A 19,357-nucleotide genomic window follows, 5' to 3' on the forward strand; every position below is an offset into this window, starting at 1 on the left:
GAGGACGACCGAGAGAGCCAGCAGGGGCCATTTCATGAGTTTGCCCCCCCCCGAGCTTCAGGGAGTGAAATGGGCGGAATGGCAGGTTGCTGAACTGCCGGGCCTTCGCGCCAAGCAGATTCAAGAGCGATGCGTTGAGCATTTTGACTATGTTTCCTTTCGCAGGCTGTATCGCTGCGCGCCTGCCGTCGTCTCAGGCACGGTTGAATATCACGTGTTCTCCTCCACTATCGGAAGAGGCAGAGGCAACTATAGCAACTTGCATGCAACATGTGGGTCACATCTTGTCCGATCTCCATTACATCTTGTAACAAGTTGGGAATTCCGGCATAATTGCCCTTATCGGCTCAGTATTTCGCGGGCCGAACGAGGCTGCCCGCCCTTACGGAGGTGACCGAATGAACCCAGCGGAACGGGGAGACCCTGAGATAGCAGCCCTGCGGGAGCGCCTCTCCCGCCTGAGCCAGGCCAGCCTGCGCATCACAGAGGACCTGGACCTGGACGCCGTCCTTCAGCGGGTGGTGGACGGGGCTCGCCTGCTGACCGGGGCAAGCCGAGGCGGCCTCACCGTCCTGGACGACGCAGGGCAGCTTGAGGACTTCATCTCGTCGGGCCTGACCGAGGAGGCCCACCGGGGGTTCGAGGAGCTTCCCGGAGGACTGGAGCTGTTCGCCTACCTGAGCGGCCTGCCTGACCCCTTGCGGGTGGCCGACTTCTCCGCCTACACCGAGGCCTTGGGGCTGCCGCAAATCGGCCCGCCCCTGGAGCCGCTGGGCAGCTTCCTCAGCGCGCCCATCAGTTACGAGAGCGCACGGGTCGGCAACCTGTACCTGTCGGACAAGCAGGGGGAAGAGGCGTTCAGCCAGGAGGACGAGGACACGCTGGTTCTCTTCGCCTCCCAGGCCGCGCTTGCCATCGCCAACGCCCGCCGCCACAGGGAGGAACAGCGCACACGGGCCGACCTGGAGACGCTGATAGACACCTCACCTGTGGGCGTCGTGGTCTTCGACGCCAAGACCGGGGCGCCTGTGTCCTTCAATAGGGAAGTCCGCAGGATCGTCGAGGGGCTGTGCGACCCCGGCCAGTCGCCGGAGGACCTGCTGGAGGTGGTGACCTGCCGCAGGGCCGACGGGCGGGAGGTCTCCCTGCGGGAGTTCCCCATGGCCCTGCTGCTGAGCGCCGGGGAGACGGTGCGGGTCGAGGAGATGGTCATCAGCGTCCCGGACGGTCGGAGCGTGAGTGCCATCGTCAACTCGACTCCCATCCTGGGAAAGGATGGGACGGTCGAATCGGTGGTCGTCACCATGCAGGACATGACGCCCCTGGAGGAGGTGGAGCGGCTGCGCGCCGACTTCCTTGCTATGGTGAGCCACGAGCTGAGAATTCCACTGACCTCCATCAAGGGATCGGCAACCACGATTCTGGATTCGGTGGCCGACCTCGACCCGGCGGTGGTGCGCCAGTTCGTCCGGATCATGGGCGACCAGGCCGACCACATGAACGAGATGGTCTCCGACCTGCTGGACGTGGCCCGCATCGAGACCGGCACGCTGCCTGTCAGCCCCGAACCCGCCGAGGTCGCGGCGCTGGTGGACCGTGCTCGGAGCGTCTTCAGCAGCGGAGGGGGAGGGAATCCCCTGGAGATCGATGTCGAGCCGGACCTGCCGCTGGTGCTGGCGGACCGGCGGCGCATCGTGCAGGTTCTGGTCAACCTGCTGACCAATGCTGCCCGCCACTCCCCGCCGGGCTCGGTCATCCGGGTGAGCGCCTCACGCCGGGACGTGCATGTAGCGGTGGTGGTGTCCGACGAGGGGAGGGGCATTCCGGCGGAGCGGCTGCCATACCTGTTCCGCAAGTTCTCCGGCGGCGGGCCGGAGGAGCTTGGCGGCGACAACGGCCTGGGTCTGGCAATCTGCAAGGGGATCGTGGAGGCTCACGGGGGCCGTATCCGCGCCGAGAGCGACGGCCTTGGTCTGGGCGCGCGGTTCACCTTTACCATGCCCACTGTCGGGGAGACCGGCAGCGGCGATGCGGCTCCGGCATTGACCCGCTCGTTGCGGCGCGAGAGAGGGGAAACGGAAGAACCGGTGCGGGTGCTGGCGGTGGACGACGACCCCAACGATCTCCGGTACATCCGCGACGCAGTGGCCTCGGCTGGCTACCAGCCGGTGGTGACCGGGGACCCGGAGGAGGCCTTGCGCCTCATGGAGCAGGAGCGCCCCCAGCTGGCACTGCTGGACCTTATGCTGCCAGACGCCGACGGCGTGGAGTTGATGGAGGCTATCTTTGAAAAGGCGGACGTGCCGGTCATCTTCATCTCCGCCTACGGGCGGGAGGAGCTCATCGCCCGGGCCTTCGACCATGGGGCCGTGGACTACGTGGTCAAGCCATTCTCTGCTACGGAGCTTGCGGCGCGTATTCGTGCTGCCCTGCGCCGGCGTCATGTGTTGGAACCCTATGTATATGGCGATCTGACCGTGGACTTCGCCCAGCGCCGGGCAACCCTGGGGGGACGCCCGTTGCCCCTTATGGCCATGGAGTACCGGCTGCTGGCCGAGCTTGCGGCAAACGCCGGTCGAGTGGTGACCTACGAGCATCTTCTGGTGCGGGTCTGGGACAGGAAGGACGGCAGCGACGTGCGGCCCATGCGCACCCTTGTGAGCAGGCTGCGCCGTCAGCTGGGCGACGACGCCGACCGCCCCACCTACGTCTTCACCGAGCCTCGGGTGGGCTACTGGGTGCCGGCGGGGGAGGAGTAGGGTGCTGGGGCAGGGGCACAGGCCAGGGGTGACGGCCTGAAGTCCCGGAAGAGAATTGCTAAACTCCCTCTCCCATATACGAATAGGAAGTGCTGCAGTTATGTAATCGTCTCCACGCAAAAGACGGTACCTACTTGCAGAGGTGAAAGCTGTGTAATGTAGTCCTCGTATGGTTAGAGACGAGGACACCGAATGTCTGGCAAATCAACGACGGACTGAATATTGTCAGGCATCCAGGCTAGGAGCATCAAAATGACTGACAGGATCCCCCATGACTTACATGAATGGATGCAACAGCTTCAAGTTGACATGGCCATGCACTACGACCAGATCAGAAAACGGTCGAAGGAAGACCCCGGCACAGCTGGAGACCAAGGTGAAACTGATTGGGCTGAGTTGTTATCCGAATGGCTACCGCCCACGCTACAAGTCGTCACGAAAGGCCGAATAATCGGACCCGACGGTACCGTCAGCCCTCAAGTGGACGTGCTGGTGTTGAAGGATATATATCCCAAAGGGATGCTCAGAAGGAAGCTCTACCTGTCTGACGGGGTAGCGGCCGCCTTCGAATGCAAAACTACCCTGCGGGGCCGCCACATCACAGAGGCAATCGAGACATCCGTTAAGATCAAGCGACTAAGCCAAAAACGTGATGGAAGTCCCTACGCCGAACTGCACGCTCCCATCATCTATGGCCTTTTGGCTCATTCGCACAACTGGGTACAGGATAACTCACGACCCGAAGAAAATGTTACCACCAGGCTTTTGGAGGCGGATCGCCAGTTCGTTAACCACCCGCGAGATTGCTTAGACTTACTATGCGTGGCAGATTTGGGTATGTGGGCAAGTTGGAAATACACATACAATCTGCCATCGTATATCACCACTAAATTTGGGATGGCAGAAACAGCAGAAAGTCTTTACGCACTGTCCAGTGCTCAGCGTAACAGACCCATAGGAAGTTTGATCGCCTATTTGTCTTCACGGCTCGCGTGGGAGATTTCTTCCCTACGCTCGTTGGCAGATTATTATTCCCGGGTTAGCTTATTCGGAGGAGGAACGGCGTATAAGCGCAGCTGGCCAAGTTCAATATACAGCGATCCTGTCCGTCGCCGGGTAGAAGGAGGTCCGCTGCCCCCACAGATACGCGGAGAGTGGAACGAATGGAGCAGCAGTTTCTCTTACTTTTGAGGCATGCAGAGTGATGCAAAGTCAGATGCTACGAAGCATCTCCGTATCTCTCACCGCCTCAGCTGGCACTGAGGTAGAGAGTAAGGCTGCACAAACTACGGGGTACGTCTTCGACTCAACGACTTATAAACGCAGACAGTTGGCCCAGCACCAAAGACTACGGTTCAACATGAACTCTCAACTCAAGCTATATGTGCTACTGGCCGGATTGGTGTGCAACTACAGCATCGGTCTGTATATGACGGCGGAAGTGCTGGACCGGTCAAGGCTGTTAGAAATCCGCGAAATGATTGACCGTCATGGAGCGGAATCCTCTGTGTTTCCCTCAGAGGTGTTGATGCGATTTGTGGAAAGGACCGAATGAACGAACCCGGGGGAGTTGGAGCGCATGTGCGTCGGCGTTTATACCTCATGCGCACCGTTGTGGTCAGGTTGTGCCGCAAGCTGGGCGACAACGCCGACCACCCCACCTACGTTTTCACCCAACCCCGGGGTAGGCTACTGGATGCCGGCGGGGTAGAGGGGGCGTCACCGGAGTGAGGCAGGGTCGGAGTGAGCGGACTCGATGGCCCGACGACTTCACATTGAACACCTCACGACCTAGACGCGGCTCCTCCGATTTGATCCGTCTCGCTACCCGGATACCTCCGACTCAAGGACAGCCGTCAGTGGAGAGACTGAACAGATTCAGTACGGGCACTGATGCGTTGGAGAGCGCAGGATGAACCGGTCGGACGTTAGTCTGCACGACCCCAACACATCACCCTGTTCCAGCAATGAGCTTCTTCAGATTCGGCCATGTCCAATTATGGATCTTGTCTCGACGGCGGGCCGACCTAGGTCTTGTGCAAGTTTTTCTCCTGCGGCCCTTCAGCAGGAAGTACGACTTACCTTCTTCCTGCACGATAGTGACCTCGGCCGCAACACCCGCCGCTTGGTGCGTATGTTCACCGCAAATCACAATGGTTAGGTCGGCCCTGCGGATGAGGTCGCGGACATTCCTCCGCCAGTTTTCTGAAATCGGCTCCTTTACCGACCAATCAGTGATGCTGAACGGGGACTCGGGATTCTTGGCCTGGGCGACCAGATTGCCTCGCAGGTCTTGATCGTTATCGTAGTCAAAGCTGATGAACACGCTCTTGGTATCCAACCGAGTCTCCTGTATCTGTTGGTTCAATTCAGGCCCACCGGTCAGGATAGGACGGGCCGCTTTGTGACTTGGATCGGATATGAACGACTTGCCAAGTCAGTGGTCGAAGATCAATTGCGCTACCGAATATATCACCAGTCCAAAGAACAGGAGGAACATTATCACGGGTATAAACTGCTCCACCCTCGTCAGCTGAAAGTACTTGGGTGAGTCGTCCGGCGGCCGCAACAGATTCCATTCATCTGAATATCCCTGGGCCGGCAAACTCTTTTCTAATTTATTGATGACCGTAAACTTCGCCGTGTTCAGTGAGCGATATGACCTGATGTTCACCAGCCACACAACCGATAAGAAGGACCCAAACAGACCGCCCACTAAGAACACCACGGCCCAAACGTCATTAGAAATGTTGAGCCTCGCCAGGATAACCAAGAGGGCGATCATGCCAGCCAGCAGACTCGCATAAAAGCGGTTCGATTGATCTCTGCGCTGGCTTATGCGATCAGCCATTTCGACGTAGAGCTTGTACTGCTCAAGGAGATGGGCTGAGTAGTTCTCACCGTACTCGTTGGGTTTCAAATGGAGTTCCTCCGAATCGCCCCGACAATTGAGCTTGTGTTCCATCCAACCATTTCTGTCGCGGCCGACTGAACTGCGACGGGAACACGCTGCGAGCCCCAGGGCCTAATCCCGACTACCGGCTTGTTATAGCTCTGGGCCACTTCGATCTCGTATTGAATCCAATCCCTGTAGGTCACATACATCCCTGAGATGATAAGGACTACATTGACCGGCCGAATCTGTCGGTCGAGCGCCGCCATAAGTCGAGAGGCATTGTTTGCATCCAGTGGGTCGTGCTGGGGGACGCTGTAGTTTCGATATTTGAACCAATTGGCGTCATCCAAGAATTGGACCAGCCTGTAATAGTCGTCGTCGTACGTCCAAGCATGACTGATGAACAGATCATAGGTCTTGAGGCTCGGCACTCTTGCAAACTCCTCTGATTACTCAAGAGTCCACGCAATGCACAAAGATAGCCAGCGGTGGCTCCATCCGGCTCGATTCAAGCTAAGGAGCTATTGTAACATGATCGGATATGTGTGCTCCCTTAGTTTCTCCCGCTTTACAGGTGTGATATGTCCAAGAAAAACAAGCGTAAGGGCAGAGCGAGGGAACCCCAGCCTTTGGAATACCTCCTGAGGGCTGGAGAAGGCGTTCTCTATGGACAGGTCTGCTGGTCGATAGCTAACCGAGGGACTGAAAGGCCCAGATTAGGGGAGGTAATTACCCTTGAGGTCGGAAACGATGAGGGAGGCCATACTCGAAGGGCGTTTCGCCTCACCCGAAAGACTATCGAGAACATCCAACTGTGCTTGGGCATGAGGACCTGCGGAGAGGCCATAGGAATGTTTGCTGAGGAAAGGGAGGCGGAATCCTCGGACGATCCAATGGGCGAGTGAACAACGACATTTATAATGGCCGCTCGCGTTGCCTCAACAAAAAGGTTACCGAACTCCGAGCTATTGCCTCACGTTGATGTTACCGAAATAAGGTCATTGCCTCACAATGGGTGTTACCCAAATCGAGGAGGCAAGAGGTGGCTGGAGAGATTAGCCTGGCGACGAGGACCGAAGTGCTCGGAGCAATTCGCAGCCGGTACGGAGAGGCATCGAAGAAGGATAAGAGTCGGATGCTGGATGAGTTCGTAGCCATGACGGGATGTCACCGAAAGCACGCGGTCAGACTACTTGGGCAAGGTGAAGATGCATCGACTAGGGCAGTTCCCAGGGGGCGGAAGATATACGGCGAGGCGGTGAAGGAGGCGCTGACCGTGGTGTGGGAGGCATCGGACAGGATATGCGGGAAGAGGCTGAAGGCCGCACTGCCGAGTATGGTGGAATCACTTGAGAGACACGGGCATCTCGACCTGGACTCTGACGTGCGGCAGCGACTGTTCGCTGCCAGCGCTTCGACCATAGACAGACTGCTCAAGCCCATCAGGGAGCAGGCTGGCAGTCGAAGGAAGCGAAGACAGAAGAGGAAGATGGGAAGTCGCATCCCGGTGCGCACCTTCTCCGATTGGAATGAACCCGAACCTGGATACCTGGAGATAGACTTGGTGGCTCACTGCGGAGAGTCCGTAGCGGGTTCGTTCATCAGCAGTCTCGTGGTGACCGACGTCTGCTCGGGCTGGACAGAAGCGATCCCACTGCTGGCGCGTGAGCAGTCGCTGGTGGTCGAAGGGCTGGAAGCCATCGCGCGGCTGTTCCCCGTCCCGATCCGCGGCATTGACTCCGACAACGACAGCGTGTTCATCAACGAGACTCTGCTGAGCTACTGCCAGGAGCGGGACATAGAGTTCACACGCTCGCGTGCGCATCGCAGTAACGACCAAGCCTGGATAGAGCAGAAGAACGGATCCGTAATACGGCGCTTCGCCGGTCACAATCGCTACTCGGGACCGATAGCCGGTCAGGCTCTGGCCCACCTGTACGGCGCTATGCGTCTGTACGTGAACCACTTCCAGCCCTCATTCAAGCTACTGGACAAGAGTCGTAACGGCGGCACAGCCAGGAAGAGGTACGAGAAACCTGCTACTCCCTGCGACCGTCTGCTCAGACGTGCCGACGTAAGCGAGGAGACGAAGCAGAGACTGAGGAACAGTCGAGTAGAGCTTGACCCCGTGTCGCTGCTGCACACGATACGGGAGGCGCAATCGGCGCTTGCTTCGATCAAGGACTCTGCCCCTGTGAGTGCATCGACCAGCGAGAGTCTGGAGAAGTTCCTCGGCAGGCTGCCCGACCTGTGGAAACAGGGCGAAGTTCGTGCGACGCACGAGTCAGACGCGCAGAAGGCGAGAAAGCCTCACACGTGGCGGACACGCGCTGACCCGTTCGAAGGAGTGTGGTGCGAGATACTGGACTGGCTTCAGTGCAAGCCGGACGCCACGGCCAGGGAGTTGCTGGATCGGTTGATACGCCGTCATCCTGAGCGCTTCAGCAGGAGTCACCTCCGAACGCTGCAACGCCGAGTACGACAGTGGCGTAGGGTTATGGCGCGAGAGCTGGTGTATGCTTCTGGTGAACGGAGTGAAATGATTGAGGCTGACCAAAGGAACATCAGACCCGTGGGCGTCAATTAGAAGCTGCGAAAGTCTTGGTAACATAATCCAATGAGGCAACAGGAGCGGCCAGAATAATTGTCGTTGACCAGCGAGTGCCCTCATGGTCATCAGGAAGCGGCTCTTGCGTACATGATGTACGGCATCGAGCCGAGTGAGCCATGCCCGAATTGCGGAGAGATACCCATCTTCTCCAACCCATCGATGAGCCTCGACCTCAATCCTGACGGGCCAGTCAAGGGTGTGGACGGGTCGGAATACACTGAGTGCCCACAGTGTGGAGACTCATTCTTGGAACTTCAAGGGTCTAACCCTGTGGAGTGGGGATGGAAGATAGTCTGCCTGAGCTGTGAGTGGGAGATCAAGCAGGCGGAAAGCCTTGACATAGCCCAGTACTGCGACCTCATGGAGGAGGTCAAGGACAGGATTGAATCGATCAACCAGCTGATGGAGCTTCCTGGAATCACGATTCAGACTCGCGTGGAATCAATCTGTCTCCAGCTCCGGATGCTACTGGAACTGATCGTGTTCAGTTCCTTGGTGTCAAATAAGGACGTCTGGCAGAGATCGCAGAAGGAGCTCAAGAGCTCGCAGGACATAAGCAAGAAACTGAGAGAACTTAAGCGCCTCCATCCCAATTTCTATCCGAGGGCCGTAGACTTGGAGGCAGGACTACGTGGAGCCGAACCGAGGGATCGGCAAGAGGGTTTCCTGAGTGAAGACAAGTTGACAGAGGTGTACGGGCGGCTGGGCAACATTCTCCACGCCGAGAACCCTCTGGGTAGAGAGACCGATTACCGTTACTTCATAGACGCGGTTCCAGAATGGCTCTCTCAAGTCACCAGCCTTATGGAGTACCATAAGGTATACCTTTATCACCATCCGGAGGAGTTCTATCTGATCAAGATGTTCGGAGACGTGGATGTAGAGCTGCTGTGCATCCGCTTCAAGACGACCGCCGAAGGAAAGACGAAGTGCGCATGGCCGGACTGCGTCTCCTCCAGCGCGCGTCAGTACTGCGAATACATCCAACGGCCCTGGATGGAATGTCGGCTTCTGGAGATAGAACCTCAACAAACACAAGGCAAGCGGATAGCAGAAGGACTAAACATAGGCGCGGGGGAGGCTGAGGTGGGAGTCCAGGGAGCAGGCATGCCCGTAGGAAACGGACACCTGAGCCGAGTCTGAGCATAGGCACGGGCTCTTGATGCGACTTCGGAATAGCCTAAGTGGGTGAGTGTGTCTGATGGACTCAATGCAGTCTGGTTACCTTGGAGCCACGGATTGACGTATTGTACGACGTTGGTATACATTAGCCGATATATACTGAGAATGAGCTGCATAGCAGGGTACCAGGCTGGAATTGCTTATGGAAGCAAGGGATACTCGTTGGATTTCTGTCACTGAAGTTGCCCGGCATCTGGGTGTAGCCCGCGACACTGTGTACCGTTGGATCGACTCCAGAGGATTGCCGGCTCACCGAGTTGGTCGCTTCTGGAAGTTTCAATTGTCCGAGGTTGACGCATGGGTAAAGTCAGGAGAGGCGGAAGTTCCCAACAACGCAGACTTAGGCGATTTGACAAGACGGAAACGTTAGAGCATGGAACGCATCGATACTCTGCGGCAACCCTCCTCACCGGCGGCAAAGGCGGCTTCGGCTCCCCTTGTCTTCGCGGATCTCTCTATCACTGACGACGAGCGCGGTGACCATGACACTGTGGTCGTTTCTGAGGCGATTCGTCAAGGCGCACAAGGAAGGCAGCACAGCGGTGCAGAGAGTCAGGAGGGGCGAGTAGTTAAGGGACCTCCTTCCCATGACGTATCAGTAATGCAGCCGTTCTCCAACTACGTTGGGTCGATTGAGCGGCTGGCAAGGACAGTGGTGTCTGCAGGCTTAGGTGACCTAACTGCCGAAGCGACTCCTGTTCTAAACGGTGGACCAGGGGAAGCACTCCGAAAAGCTGTCGATCTTGTCACGCGCAAATCGACTGGGGCCTTCTTCAGCAGCTCCGATTTGTCGGATGAACTTGTCAGTACCCTTGCGAAGCCCATAAACGAAGATTCTAGGATTCTCGATCCAGCTTGCGGGTCCGGCGACTTGCTGCTGGCATGCTCACGTCATTTGCCCATAGCGGCTAGCCTGGTTGATACGCTCGAATCTTGGGGCCAACAGCTGTATGGCCTCGACCTATATCCGGAGTTTATTCGTGCCACCCGAGCGAGGTTAGTACTGGCTGCCGCTCTCCGTGGTCGATGGAATGCAACGCAAGGGCTTGCAGAATCCGAATCTTGGTTTCCCGGGATCAGGGTCGGAGACGGTTTGGCGATTCCGAAGGACTTGGCACAAGCTACGCATGTCGTACTCAACCCCCCGTTTAACCTCATCCAGACGCCCCAGGACGTAGAGTGGTCCAGTGGTCAGGTGTCGGCGGCAGCCGTGTTTCTGAATCACGTATTTGTTGCGTGTAAGGATGAGACCAATGTAGTGGCGATACTGCCGGACGTACTGAGGTCGGGAACTCGGTATGGAAGATGGCGCGAAAACATTAGCCAACAGGCTACTGTCAGGCGCGTCTCGATTTGGGGGACATTTGACCCTTGGGCGGATGTGGACGTGTTCTTATTTGAGGCCTTGATCCGCAGTGGCAGCTTCGAAACCTCAATGGCTGCCTGGACTGGACCCAAAGAAACGGAGGTTACGGCTACATTGAGTACAGTCGCAAAGGTCTCCGTCGGGTCTTTGGTGCCTCATCGTCACAGCAATCGAGGCCGTTGGCATCCGTACCTGCATGCCTTGGGTTTAGCAAAATGGGGGACGGTCAAAGTTGTTGACCTTCCCAAGAAGCGCTTCAACGGGACGGTCTTCGCCCCACCGTTCGTGGTCGTGCGCCGCACTTCGCGTCCAGGCGATTCTGGCCGTGCGATCGGCACAGTGATACTCGGAGACAGACCCGTTGCTGTGGAGAACCACCTTATGGTCGTTAAACCCAAGGATGCCACCCTTGACACCTGTCTACAGATTTTGGATCTGCTACGAAGTGACGCGACAGATAGGTGGCTTGACCATCGGATTAGATGCCGGCATCTAACTGTTAGTGCCCTAAACGACCTACCTTGGCAGGCCGACTGAGATGATGAGCGAGCACCTACGATTCTCTCCCGACATTTTGCGTCGCCTTGGCGAAGAGCTTGTTCCTCAAATCGAACAAGGAATCGTCGAATTGGTCCGAAACTCCTACGATGCCGACGCCGTAAGTTGTCGAGTCGAACTCGTAGGCGTGGACAAGTTGGGAGGCACCCTCCGGATTGAGGATGACGGATTGGGAATGGACTACGACGCCATCCGGTCAGGCTGGCTCATCCTCGGACGATCAAACAAACCGGGCCGTAGCCTAACGGCACTGGGCAGGAGGCCTGTCGGCGAAAAGGGGCTGGGCAGGTTGGCTGCGCTACGGATGGGCCGCCGCGTAACGCTGAGTACTCGACCGGCTTCGAAGCCTTTGACTGAATACACGCTGGAAATAGACTGGTCTAAGTTTGAAGCGATAAGTGTAGTGGAAGATGTAGCCTTAGAGGTCATCGAGGGATCGACTAAGAAACCTCCAGGCACCTCCATCGAGGTTACGGATCTATCCGTGACGTTTGGGCGCCGCGAAGTCGAACGGCTTGCCAGAGCGCTGCTGCTATTGGCCGACCCATTTGACGATAGCCAGGGATTTCACCCTGTATTGATATCTCCTGAGTTCTACGATCTGGAGCAGCGAGTGCGGAACGCATACTTCGATGACGCGGTGTACTACATGCATGCAGAGCTCGACAAGCAGGGACGGTCGCACGTCGATGTGTACGATCCCAGAACCAAGGCACTTCGGTGGTCAGGACAAAATGCTGACCTGTCCAAGACTACATACTCTACGGTGGCGTCCGAATTCGAACTGTGGGCTTTCCTGCTCGATGGGGCTAGCTTCACAAATCGCCGCGCGACAGTTACGGAGGTGAGGAACTGGCTTGAAGTTATAGGTGGTGTCCACCTCTACCACCGAGGATTGCGAGTTCATCCGTACGGAGATTCGGGGCACGATTGGCTCGACATGAATTTGCTCAGAACCAGAAATCCGGAGCTGCGACCTTCAACTAATACGTCGATTGGTCGAGTCATCGTCCCTGACCCGGATCAGATCCTCACGGAGAAGACTGACCGAACAGGGTTTCTGGAGAGTTCAGCCTTTAGTGAGATGCGCCGCTTCGCGATCGACTCACTGGAATGGATGGCCCGTCAGAGGCTTGATGAACGAGAGACCAAGAAACGAAAGAGCAAAGCGAGTACCTCATCTGGCATAACGCGGGCCCGCAACAGACTACGCAAGGAGGTAGATGTCCTGCCACCCGAGCAACGTTCACGTGTATCGCAGGCCGTGCAGAGTTTGGAGACCGTTAGACAAAGGCAGGAGGCAATTCTGCGGGAGGACCTTCAGCTTTATCGAACGCTGGCCAGTCTGGGCACAACAATTGCCGTGTTCGCGCACGAGGCTGCCAAGCCAGTCGGGCAAATCAAAAGCATGGCGCATAGCATAGGTCGCAGGGGCAAGAGAGAACTGGGACCAGCCTATCACAACGTGTTGGAAACACCCGTCTCAATAGTCCTAAAGTCAGCAAGGGCTCTGGAGAGCTATGCTTCTTTTCCGTTAGCAATGCTCCGGCGGGAGAAGCGACGCTTTGGTGAGGTCGACATCAATTCCGTGGCACTCGACATCATAGAGCTGTTTCAACCCTTTCTGGAAGACTCCAAGATCTCTTGTAAGGCACGGCTCGATGAAGGTCGGCCAAGAGTCTGGGGTAGCGTAGCTGCACTTGAATCCATCCTTAGCAATCTAATCACTAACGCGGTCAACGCCTTTAGCCAACAGCAGCAAGCTCAACTGGAGCGCGAGATTCTGGTTGCGACTCAAGTGAGCGAATCCTCACTGCTCATCTCAGTTAAGGACAACGGACCAGGGATCATAGAGCTGCCAATTGAAGAAATCTGGCTCCCAGGTCGTACGAGCATACCCGGAGGCACGGGTCTGGGACTGACCATAGTCAGGGATGCTGTCACTGATCTTGGCGGAGACGTTCACGCAATAGCCAATGGGGAGCTGGGGGGTGCCGAGATCGTTGTGACTCTACCGTTAATGGGAGTTGAAGGATGAATGCGGAGCAAACGAGGGTTGCCCTAGTTGATGACGACCCTACTGCCGCCGCGACATTGAGTGTTCTACTAGAAGATGCTGGGTTTGAGGCCATTGAAGTAGAACATCCGCTTGAAAGCGTTGATGGAGCTGTTGCTCGAATCAAGAGCGTCGCTACGGCAGCCATATGTGATCATCGCCTGAGTCCCCGAGGCCTCGCGTCATTCAGCGGGGCAGAACTTGTCGCCCAGTTGTATTCCACGGCATTTCCAGCGGTGCTGATTAGCCAATACTTCAAGATCGACCAGAACGTATCGATCCGAAAATATAGAAGCAGGATCCCCATATTGCTTGCGCGGGACGAAGTCGGACCAGACCAACTTGCCGATGCAATCAGGGTTTGCTCAGATGAGATCGGCGGCAGGCGTTTGCCGCAGAGAAAGGGTTGGCGGTCCCTAGTTCGGGTGGTCGCAAAGGATATTGAGGGTGGCGAAGATGTACTCGATGCCATCATACCTGGCTGGCGCCCAGATGAAGCAGTGAGATTTCCAGCCGAACTTCTTGGTCATCACAGGAACTCATTGCCGGCCGGACGAAGTGATCGGCTTGAACTTCGCTTTTTTGCGAGCGTCAATATCGGCGCTGAGGATGCTGGCGACTTATATCTAGAGGACTTTGAACCCGCCATTGAGCCACAGAATGGAACAATTCTCTCCTAACCTGACAATCCTGGATGTAGGACACGGACAGTGCGTGGTACTTCAAGACGCACTCGGAATCGTGATCTTCGATGCGGGTTTAGGAGCGACACTGCTGGAATTCCTGCAAGAATGCGCGATTACCCAGATTGATGCGGTCATAATCTCTCATGCGGATGCTGACCACATATCGGGACTCTTGGCGCTTCTATCGGCAGCGACTGTACAGGTCCGGCATGTCTACTTGAATTCAGACGCAACCAAGAACTCCGACATATGGGAGGACCTCCGGTACGCGATTGCAGACGCCACAGCAAGGGCGTCTATTAGTGTAAGCGTCGAACTTACTACGAGCAGCACCCAGCAATTTACACGGGGAGACGTTCAGATCGAAATTCTTTACCCCCAGCCAGCTGTGGCAATGGCAGGCCCTGGTGGAACTGATCTGAAGGGGCGTAAATTGACCTCCAATTCTATGTCCGCTGTCTCGCGCGTCAGTTATCAGTCGGTACCTCGGCTTCTGCTGACGGGCGACTTAGACGCGGTAGGTCTGGAGAACTTACTGGAGACTTTTCCGTCGCCGCGATCAGAGGTGTTGGTCTTTCCTCATCACGGTGGACTGCCATCTCGCGCAAACCCTGTGGAATTCGCTAGCTTACTGGGCCAAGTTGTGCAACCAAGCTTGATCGTGTTCTCGATTGGCCGCGGTAAGTATCAGACACCACGTCCCGAAATCGTCGCGGGGATCAGGCGCGTACTGCCTGGGGTTACCATTGCTTGTACCCAGTTGTCGGCACATTGTTCTGCGAGTGTTCCTTCTACTGACCCAACTCATTTGGAATCAATTGCAGCAAGAGGGCGCGTAAGTCATTCCTGCTGCGCAGGTTCAATTCGCATGGTCCTTGAACCTAGTAGCATCCGATATTTGAATGATCTACAGGGCCATCAAGATTTTATTGCTGCTAACGCCCCATCTGCCCTATGTAAGAGAGCTTGGCGGAGCTCATCCCTTTAAGGTCTTGTGCAATGTGTCGCCTAATAGCATATGAATAGTAAACCAGAGAATAATACTCCTAGCCTTCCACCCGGCCTACTCCAGGCGATTTCTTCTCCCGGAGGTGGACGTGTTGTACTGGTGCTCGGAGCGGGATGCTCGAATGAAGAACCCACGTCTCTACCACTGTCAGGCGACCTTTCGGAAGAATGCCATCGAAAACTGATTCTCGATGGCATTCTATCGGAGGGTGAAGTCGGTGATAGGCGTGATTTGTCTGCGGTTGCGGAGGCCGTTGTCTGCAAAACCGGAAGTCAGCATGACCTCATAGAACGGTTCCCTCCAGACGAATTCAGGCACGCTGAACCCAACGAAGGCTACCTAATTATGGCGGCTTTGCTCCGTGAGGGTGCCCTGGCTGACGTGCTGACACTGAACTTCGACTCAGCAGCTCGTACTGCCTTGGGTCGCCTTGGAGTCGGCTCGCGAGTGTCGACAGTCCGGAGGCCAGAGGACTACATTCATCTTGGCACACACAACCTCATCTACCTCCACCGTGACATTGACAGCGACGAGGACAGCTTAATCCTCCGCGCGAAAGATTTGGAGAAGGCATGGAAAGAGCGCTGGGAACAGGTCATCGCACAAAGAGTACTTTCTGGGCCCGTCACCGTATTCGTTGGGATTGGAAGTCCGGCCAGTGTTCTCATTGATACAACCCGCCGTATACTGGCCGCCATTGACAAGCAGGCGAACGTCTACGTCGTGGATCCCATTGCACATGGAGATTCTGTTGTTGCCACGGAGCTCAATACTCCGTCAAAGGACTATGTTTGCATAGGGTGGGGTGACTTCATGGAGGCGTTGGCCCAGCGATTGGTCGAGGAGCATAGGGCGTCCATACAACATGAGTGCGATGAGCTGACCAAACAGCTCGGCCAGAAGAATGAGGACGTCACCGAACTCTGTCGTCGCCTTGCGGAACTAGGAATCCTTAGACTCGGTAAGCTGCGGGCTGCGTGGTTGGCGGAGGGTAGCTCATATCTTCCGCAAGAGTCGGGCACACCTCTCCGCCTCTTCGGGAGTCTCGTACTGGGTGTCCGGGCGGTGGAGAGGATAAGCGGCCATCAAGCCACCTTCGGTGAAGAGGGCGTAGTCGAGTTTTCCCAAGACACCCACATAACACGGGTGATAGTTTGCTCTGGAGGTGGTTGGATGACAGATGCCCGGATGGAGACAGAGCTAAAGAAGCGTCAGCAAGCCTTGCGGCACCGAGGTATCACGTCGGCTGTGGCTTTGGTCGGAGGCGTAGACTCCAGTGCCAGTATAGCCGCACCTAGCGATATCGTCGCAGATACAGACCCGTACGATCTTGTCACTGGAAGTGATCATCTCAGGACCTTTAGCCTTGCCGAACTCCGAGCCAATCCCGAACTTGCCTACGAGGTTGTCCGTTGAGTACAAGCGATACTCCGTTCACAATCACGACGCTCATCGCTGCCGCGGCCAGAATTCTCGAGGATTCTGGCTTTAGAGCTGTTGATCCAGTCTCGACAGGAGTGTGGAGGGCAACTGAGGCGAGAGTGTTCGAGGACGCCTACAGCGTCGTTTGCGTCTCAGTCTATGAAACTTGGAGAGATCTCTCGTCCCTCTGGGCTGATGATCAAGCGAACCTGGTTGATCTGATCTCAAGGCACTTCGCGAGGAACGAAGCCAAGGCGTGGGATGGATACCTTGTACTCCTTACCCCTAGCGTTGTACCGGCGGTCGACCACCAGGAAGCTATCGAGATACAAAGAAACACGGTACACGTCCGGAAGCTCTTCGCTGCAGGTGACGAACTAGAAACAATAGATGCTGTTCGTCGCACATTGCTCCCTCTGCTACCGCTTGACGTTCAAGAAGCGTCGCGTCCGAGCAACGTACTTCACTCCCTCCCAACTTTGCTTGCTCGCCATGGTGTTGACCATGAGGCTTCGAGAATTGCCATCGCAGCTTTTCTTGAGCAGCGGCCGATCATTGAAGCAATCCATGGGTTTGTAGAAAAGAGAGAGGGTGCCAATCGTGAGGATTAGGTCCGTAGAAATCAGTGGATTCCGAGCCTTCAGTGGTAGCCATCAGATTGATCTTGACGGAGACATCGTGCTTGTTGTTGGAGTAAATGGACAAGGAAAGACATCACTGTTCGATGCGATCCACTGGGCAATTACCGGTGAAATCTCCCGGCTTGGCCGACCAGACTCGGTCGTTTCGCTGTATTCGTCATCAGGCGAGGCGCGTGTCAACGTGACGCTAGTATCTGAGGATGATCAGGTCTTGGAAGTAACTCGCCACTCTGACGGCGAGAAAGTGGGATTGCTCGTCAATACGGGTGGTCAGACATTTAGAGGCGGGGACGCGCAGTACGAATTGCTTAGGTGTCTTTGGCCAGATGGGTTGGCGGCAAGCGAGTCTGAACCTGCGTTAAAGTCGGCTTTTGAACGCGGTGTATATCTACAGCAAGACGTCCTTACGGGTTTCCTGACTGCTGATACAGACCAGGATAGATTCAGGGCGATTGGTGAGCTAGTTGGTGCTGGGCGAACCACCGAGTTTCAGGAAGCTCTTGAGAGGTCTAGGAGGTCCTGGACTCGAACGACTACTCAGCGTACTTCGGAAATGCGGGATAGGGAGGAACGGCTAGAGAGACTTGAAAGACAATTGCAGGATTTGGCAGGAGCGAGGTCAATAAAGCCCTCTTCCGCAGCCGAGTGGAATGCCTGGTGGGCCCAAGCTAGAAATCTGGGTGTCTCATCAGTGGAGATTCCGAGAGTCGGTGTTTCAGACGCCCCTAGAGTTATCGACGCGGCGATGGCTGAGTTGCGTGCTCTGCGCCTTTCGTCAGAGCGGCGTGGAGAACACCTCCGGAACTTGGCGCTGATGCAGCAGGACCTGCCACCGGCAGTAGAGAACCTAGATGCGCTATTTAAGGAATCCGAAGAAGCGACTGAAGCCGTGGAAGCTGCTCGGAAGACGTTAGCCGAAGCAGAGCAAGAAGCTGCCGAAGTCCGCCGGCAACAGATTGAGGCTCGCTCACAACAGGAGGATCTACGAGTTCTTGCCGAAATCGCACTTCGCCATTTGGGACAGCATTGTCCTGTTTGCCAGCAGACATATGACCTTGATTCGACTCGTGAGCGACTCTCTAGGCTTCGGGAAGGGGTTCAAGCCACAACTACGCTTGCCAACGATCTGGGCCTCATTGCATTGATGAAGCATCTTCACGCGATGGAAGAGAGGGCTTCTTCTGCGTCGATGGCCCTACAAGTTGCCCAGCACCAAGAGAGTATGCGGGTTGATGGCCAAGAGCGGGTTCTCGCTGGCCTCGTCGAACTTGGAATCAGCACCCAAGACGATGGCAGTGTTACGGGTGCGATTGAGTTCGCAATAGAAGAGAATGCGAGGAAACTTGGGGCGCTTGTTGAGGTTGCATCACGTGGAGAATCACTTGCCCTTTCCCTAGCACGAACGGGACAACTTGCGCGGCAGACGGAACTTGATCTCGAGGTTCAGCGACTAAGGAGCGAGCTATCGAACTTCCAGGACGAGATCAAGATGCGTCAGGCAACAGGTGAACTGGTGTCGAAGATGATCGATGGCCTACGGGGTGCATCATCTGACCTCGTCGAAAGTGAACTGGAGAGATTGGAGCCTCTCCTGCGACGAATCTATGCAGCGGCTGATCCACACCCTGAATTTCGAATTGTGAAACTTCTGTCTCGCATGTACCGAGGAAGCGGACGCGTGCTGGCAGAGGTCGAGGATCCCCTGCACGATCGTCGGAGTGAAGCCCCAGGAGCGTTCTTGTCAAGTTCGCAAATGAACGTGCTGGCAGTGTCAGTATTCCTTGCGTTGAACCTAGGTATACCAACACTACCGTTAAGTGTGGCTATCCTCGATGATCCGCTGCAAAGCCTGGATGATCTGAATCTCCTAGGACTGATAGACCTACTCAAACGAATGCGCGAACGGCGCCAATTGATGGTGTCGACGCATGACAGCCGCTTCGCCTCGCTGCTAGAACGCAAACTAAGGCCAGTTTCTGATAACCAAAGAACAATACTCGTGGAGCTAAGTGGCTGGAGCAGCGAAGGGGCAGGGATTTCCCAGCGCGACATCGTGCCAGATCTGCTCCCTATCCGCATTGCAGTGGCTTAGCTTGTCTCCTCGTGCTTGGAGTTGACTTGCGGGGCACGAAGCCGTGACTATAATCTCCACTGCAGTGCGGCCCTTCTGG

Annotated in this window: 14 protein-coding genes and 1 pseudogene; 12 read left to right on the forward strand and 3 right to left on the reverse strand. The window is 56.2% G+C overall.

Features of this window, described 5'->3' with window-relative positions; translation table 11 throughout:
• Positions 1-398 precede the first annotated feature (398 nt).
• Both F4X57_11595 and F4X57_11600 read left to right on the forward strand, forming a co-directional pair.
• Positions 399-2,759 carry a response regulator gene (locus F4X57_11595; protein MYC07793.1) on the forward strand — a complete coding sequence of 787 codons (2,361 nt, stop codon included), beginning with the start codon at positions 399-401 and terminating at the stop codon, positions 2,757-2,759.
• Positions 2,760-3,011: 252 nt separating this feature from the next.
• A complete protein-coding gene (locus F4X57_11600; protein ID MYC07794.1) occupies positions 3,012-3,950 on the forward strand; it encodes a hypothetical protein in 939 nt (312 codons plus the stop codon).
• A 760-nt stretch (positions 3,951-4,710) separates the two neighbouring features.
• Here the strand turns inward: F4X57_11600 and F4X57_11605 are convergent.
• The 3 genes from F4X57_11605 to F4X57_11615 all read right to left on the reverse strand — a co-directional run bounded on the left by F4X57_11605 (position 4,711) and on the right by F4X57_11615 (position 6,086).
• On the reverse strand, positions 4,711-5,100 hold the full coding sequence (locus F4X57_11605; GenBank protein ID MYC07795.1) for a hypothetical protein: 390 nt from the start codon (positions 5,098-5,100) through the stop codon (positions 4,711-4,713).
• Positions 5,101-5,196: 96 nt separating this feature from the next.
• The gene (locus F4X57_11610) at positions 5,197-5,679 is read right to left on the reverse strand and encodes a hypothetical protein (protein MYC07796.1); all 483 of its coding nucleotides are present in this window, start codon (positions 5,677-5,679) and stop codon (positions 5,197-5,199) included.
• Positions 5,676-6,086 carry a nuclease gene (locus F4X57_11615; GenBank protein MYC07797.1) on the reverse strand — a complete coding sequence of 137 codons (411 nt, stop codon included), beginning with the start codon at positions 6,084-6,086 and terminating at the stop codon, positions 5,676-5,678. Before F4X57_11615 ends, F4X57_11610 begins: the two co-directional genes overlap by 4 nt.
• Before the next feature lie 611 nt (positions 6,087-6,697).
• On the opposite strand from F4X57_11615, the pseudogene F4X57_11620 reads away from it, so the two are divergent.
• The 10 genes and pseudogenes from F4X57_11620 to F4X57_11665 all read left to right on the forward strand — a co-directional run bounded on the left by F4X57_11620 (position 6,698) and on the right by F4X57_11665 (position 19,278).
• Positions 6,698-8,179, forward strand: a pseudogene (locus F4X57_11620) (transposase family protein).
• Between the two features lie 174 nt (positions 8,180-8,353).
• Positions 8,354-9,409: a hypothetical protein gene (locus F4X57_11625; GenBank protein ID MYC07798.1), complete on the forward strand. Its 1,056-nt coding sequence runs from the start codon at positions 8,354-8,356 to the stop codon at positions 9,407-9,409.
• A gap of 181 nt (positions 9,410-9,590) precedes the next feature.
• Positions 9,591-9,818, forward strand: coding sequence for a helix-turn-helix domain-containing protein (locus F4X57_11630; protein ID MYC07799.1), 228 nt, complete (start codon positions 9,591-9,593; stop codon positions 9,816-9,818).
• Positions 9,819-9,821: 3 nt separating this feature from the next.
• Positions 9,822-11,351 carry an N-6 DNA methylase gene (locus F4X57_11635; GenBank protein MYC07800.1) on the forward strand — a complete coding sequence of 510 codons (1,530 nt, stop codon included), beginning with the start codon at positions 9,822-9,824 and terminating at the stop codon, positions 11,349-11,351.
• 4 nt (positions 11,352-11,355) lie between these two features.
• Positions 11,356-13,410, forward strand: coding sequence for a GHKL domain-containing protein (locus F4X57_11640; GenBank protein ID MYC07801.1), 2,055 nt, complete (start codon positions 11,356-11,358; stop codon positions 13,408-13,410).
• The gene (locus F4X57_11645; GenBank protein ID MYC07802.1) at positions 13,407-14,108 is read left to right on the forward strand and encodes a hypothetical protein; all 702 of its coding nucleotides are present in this window, start codon (positions 13,407-13,409) and stop codon (positions 14,106-14,108) included. Before F4X57_11640 ends, F4X57_11645 begins: the two co-directional genes overlap by 4 nt.
• Positions 14,089-15,102, forward strand: a complete 1,014-nt coding sequence (locus F4X57_11650) for an MBL fold metallo-hydrolase (GenBank protein ID MYC07803.1) — start codon at positions 14,089-14,091, stop codon at positions 15,100-15,102. Before F4X57_11645 ends, F4X57_11650 begins: the two co-directional genes overlap by 20 nt.
• A gap of 252 nt (positions 15,103-15,354) precedes the next feature.
• Positions 15,355-16,539: a hypothetical protein gene (locus tag F4X57_11655; protein MYC07804.1), complete on the forward strand. Its 1,185-nt coding sequence runs from the start codon at positions 15,355-15,357 to the stop codon at positions 16,537-16,539.
• Complete coding sequence (locus F4X57_11660; protein ID MYC07805.1) at positions 16,536-17,156, forward strand: hypothetical protein; 621 nt, start codon at positions 16,536-16,538, stop codon at positions 17,154-17,156. Before F4X57_11655 ends, F4X57_11660 begins: the two co-directional genes overlap by 4 nt.
• On the forward strand, positions 17,137-19,278 hold the full coding sequence (locus tag F4X57_11665; protein MYC07806.1) for an AAA family ATPase: 2,142 nt from the start codon (positions 17,137-17,139) through the stop codon (positions 19,276-19,278). The genes F4X57_11660 and F4X57_11665 overlap by 20 nt, the downstream gene beginning before the upstream one ends.
• Positions 19,279-19,357: the final 79 nt, after the last annotated feature.

The organism is Chloroflexota bacterium, from assembly GCA_009840355.1.
In the GTDB taxonomy this organism is placed as follows: domain Bacteria; phylum Chloroflexota; class Dehalococcoidia; order Lucifugimonadales; family JADFKI01; genus Bin90.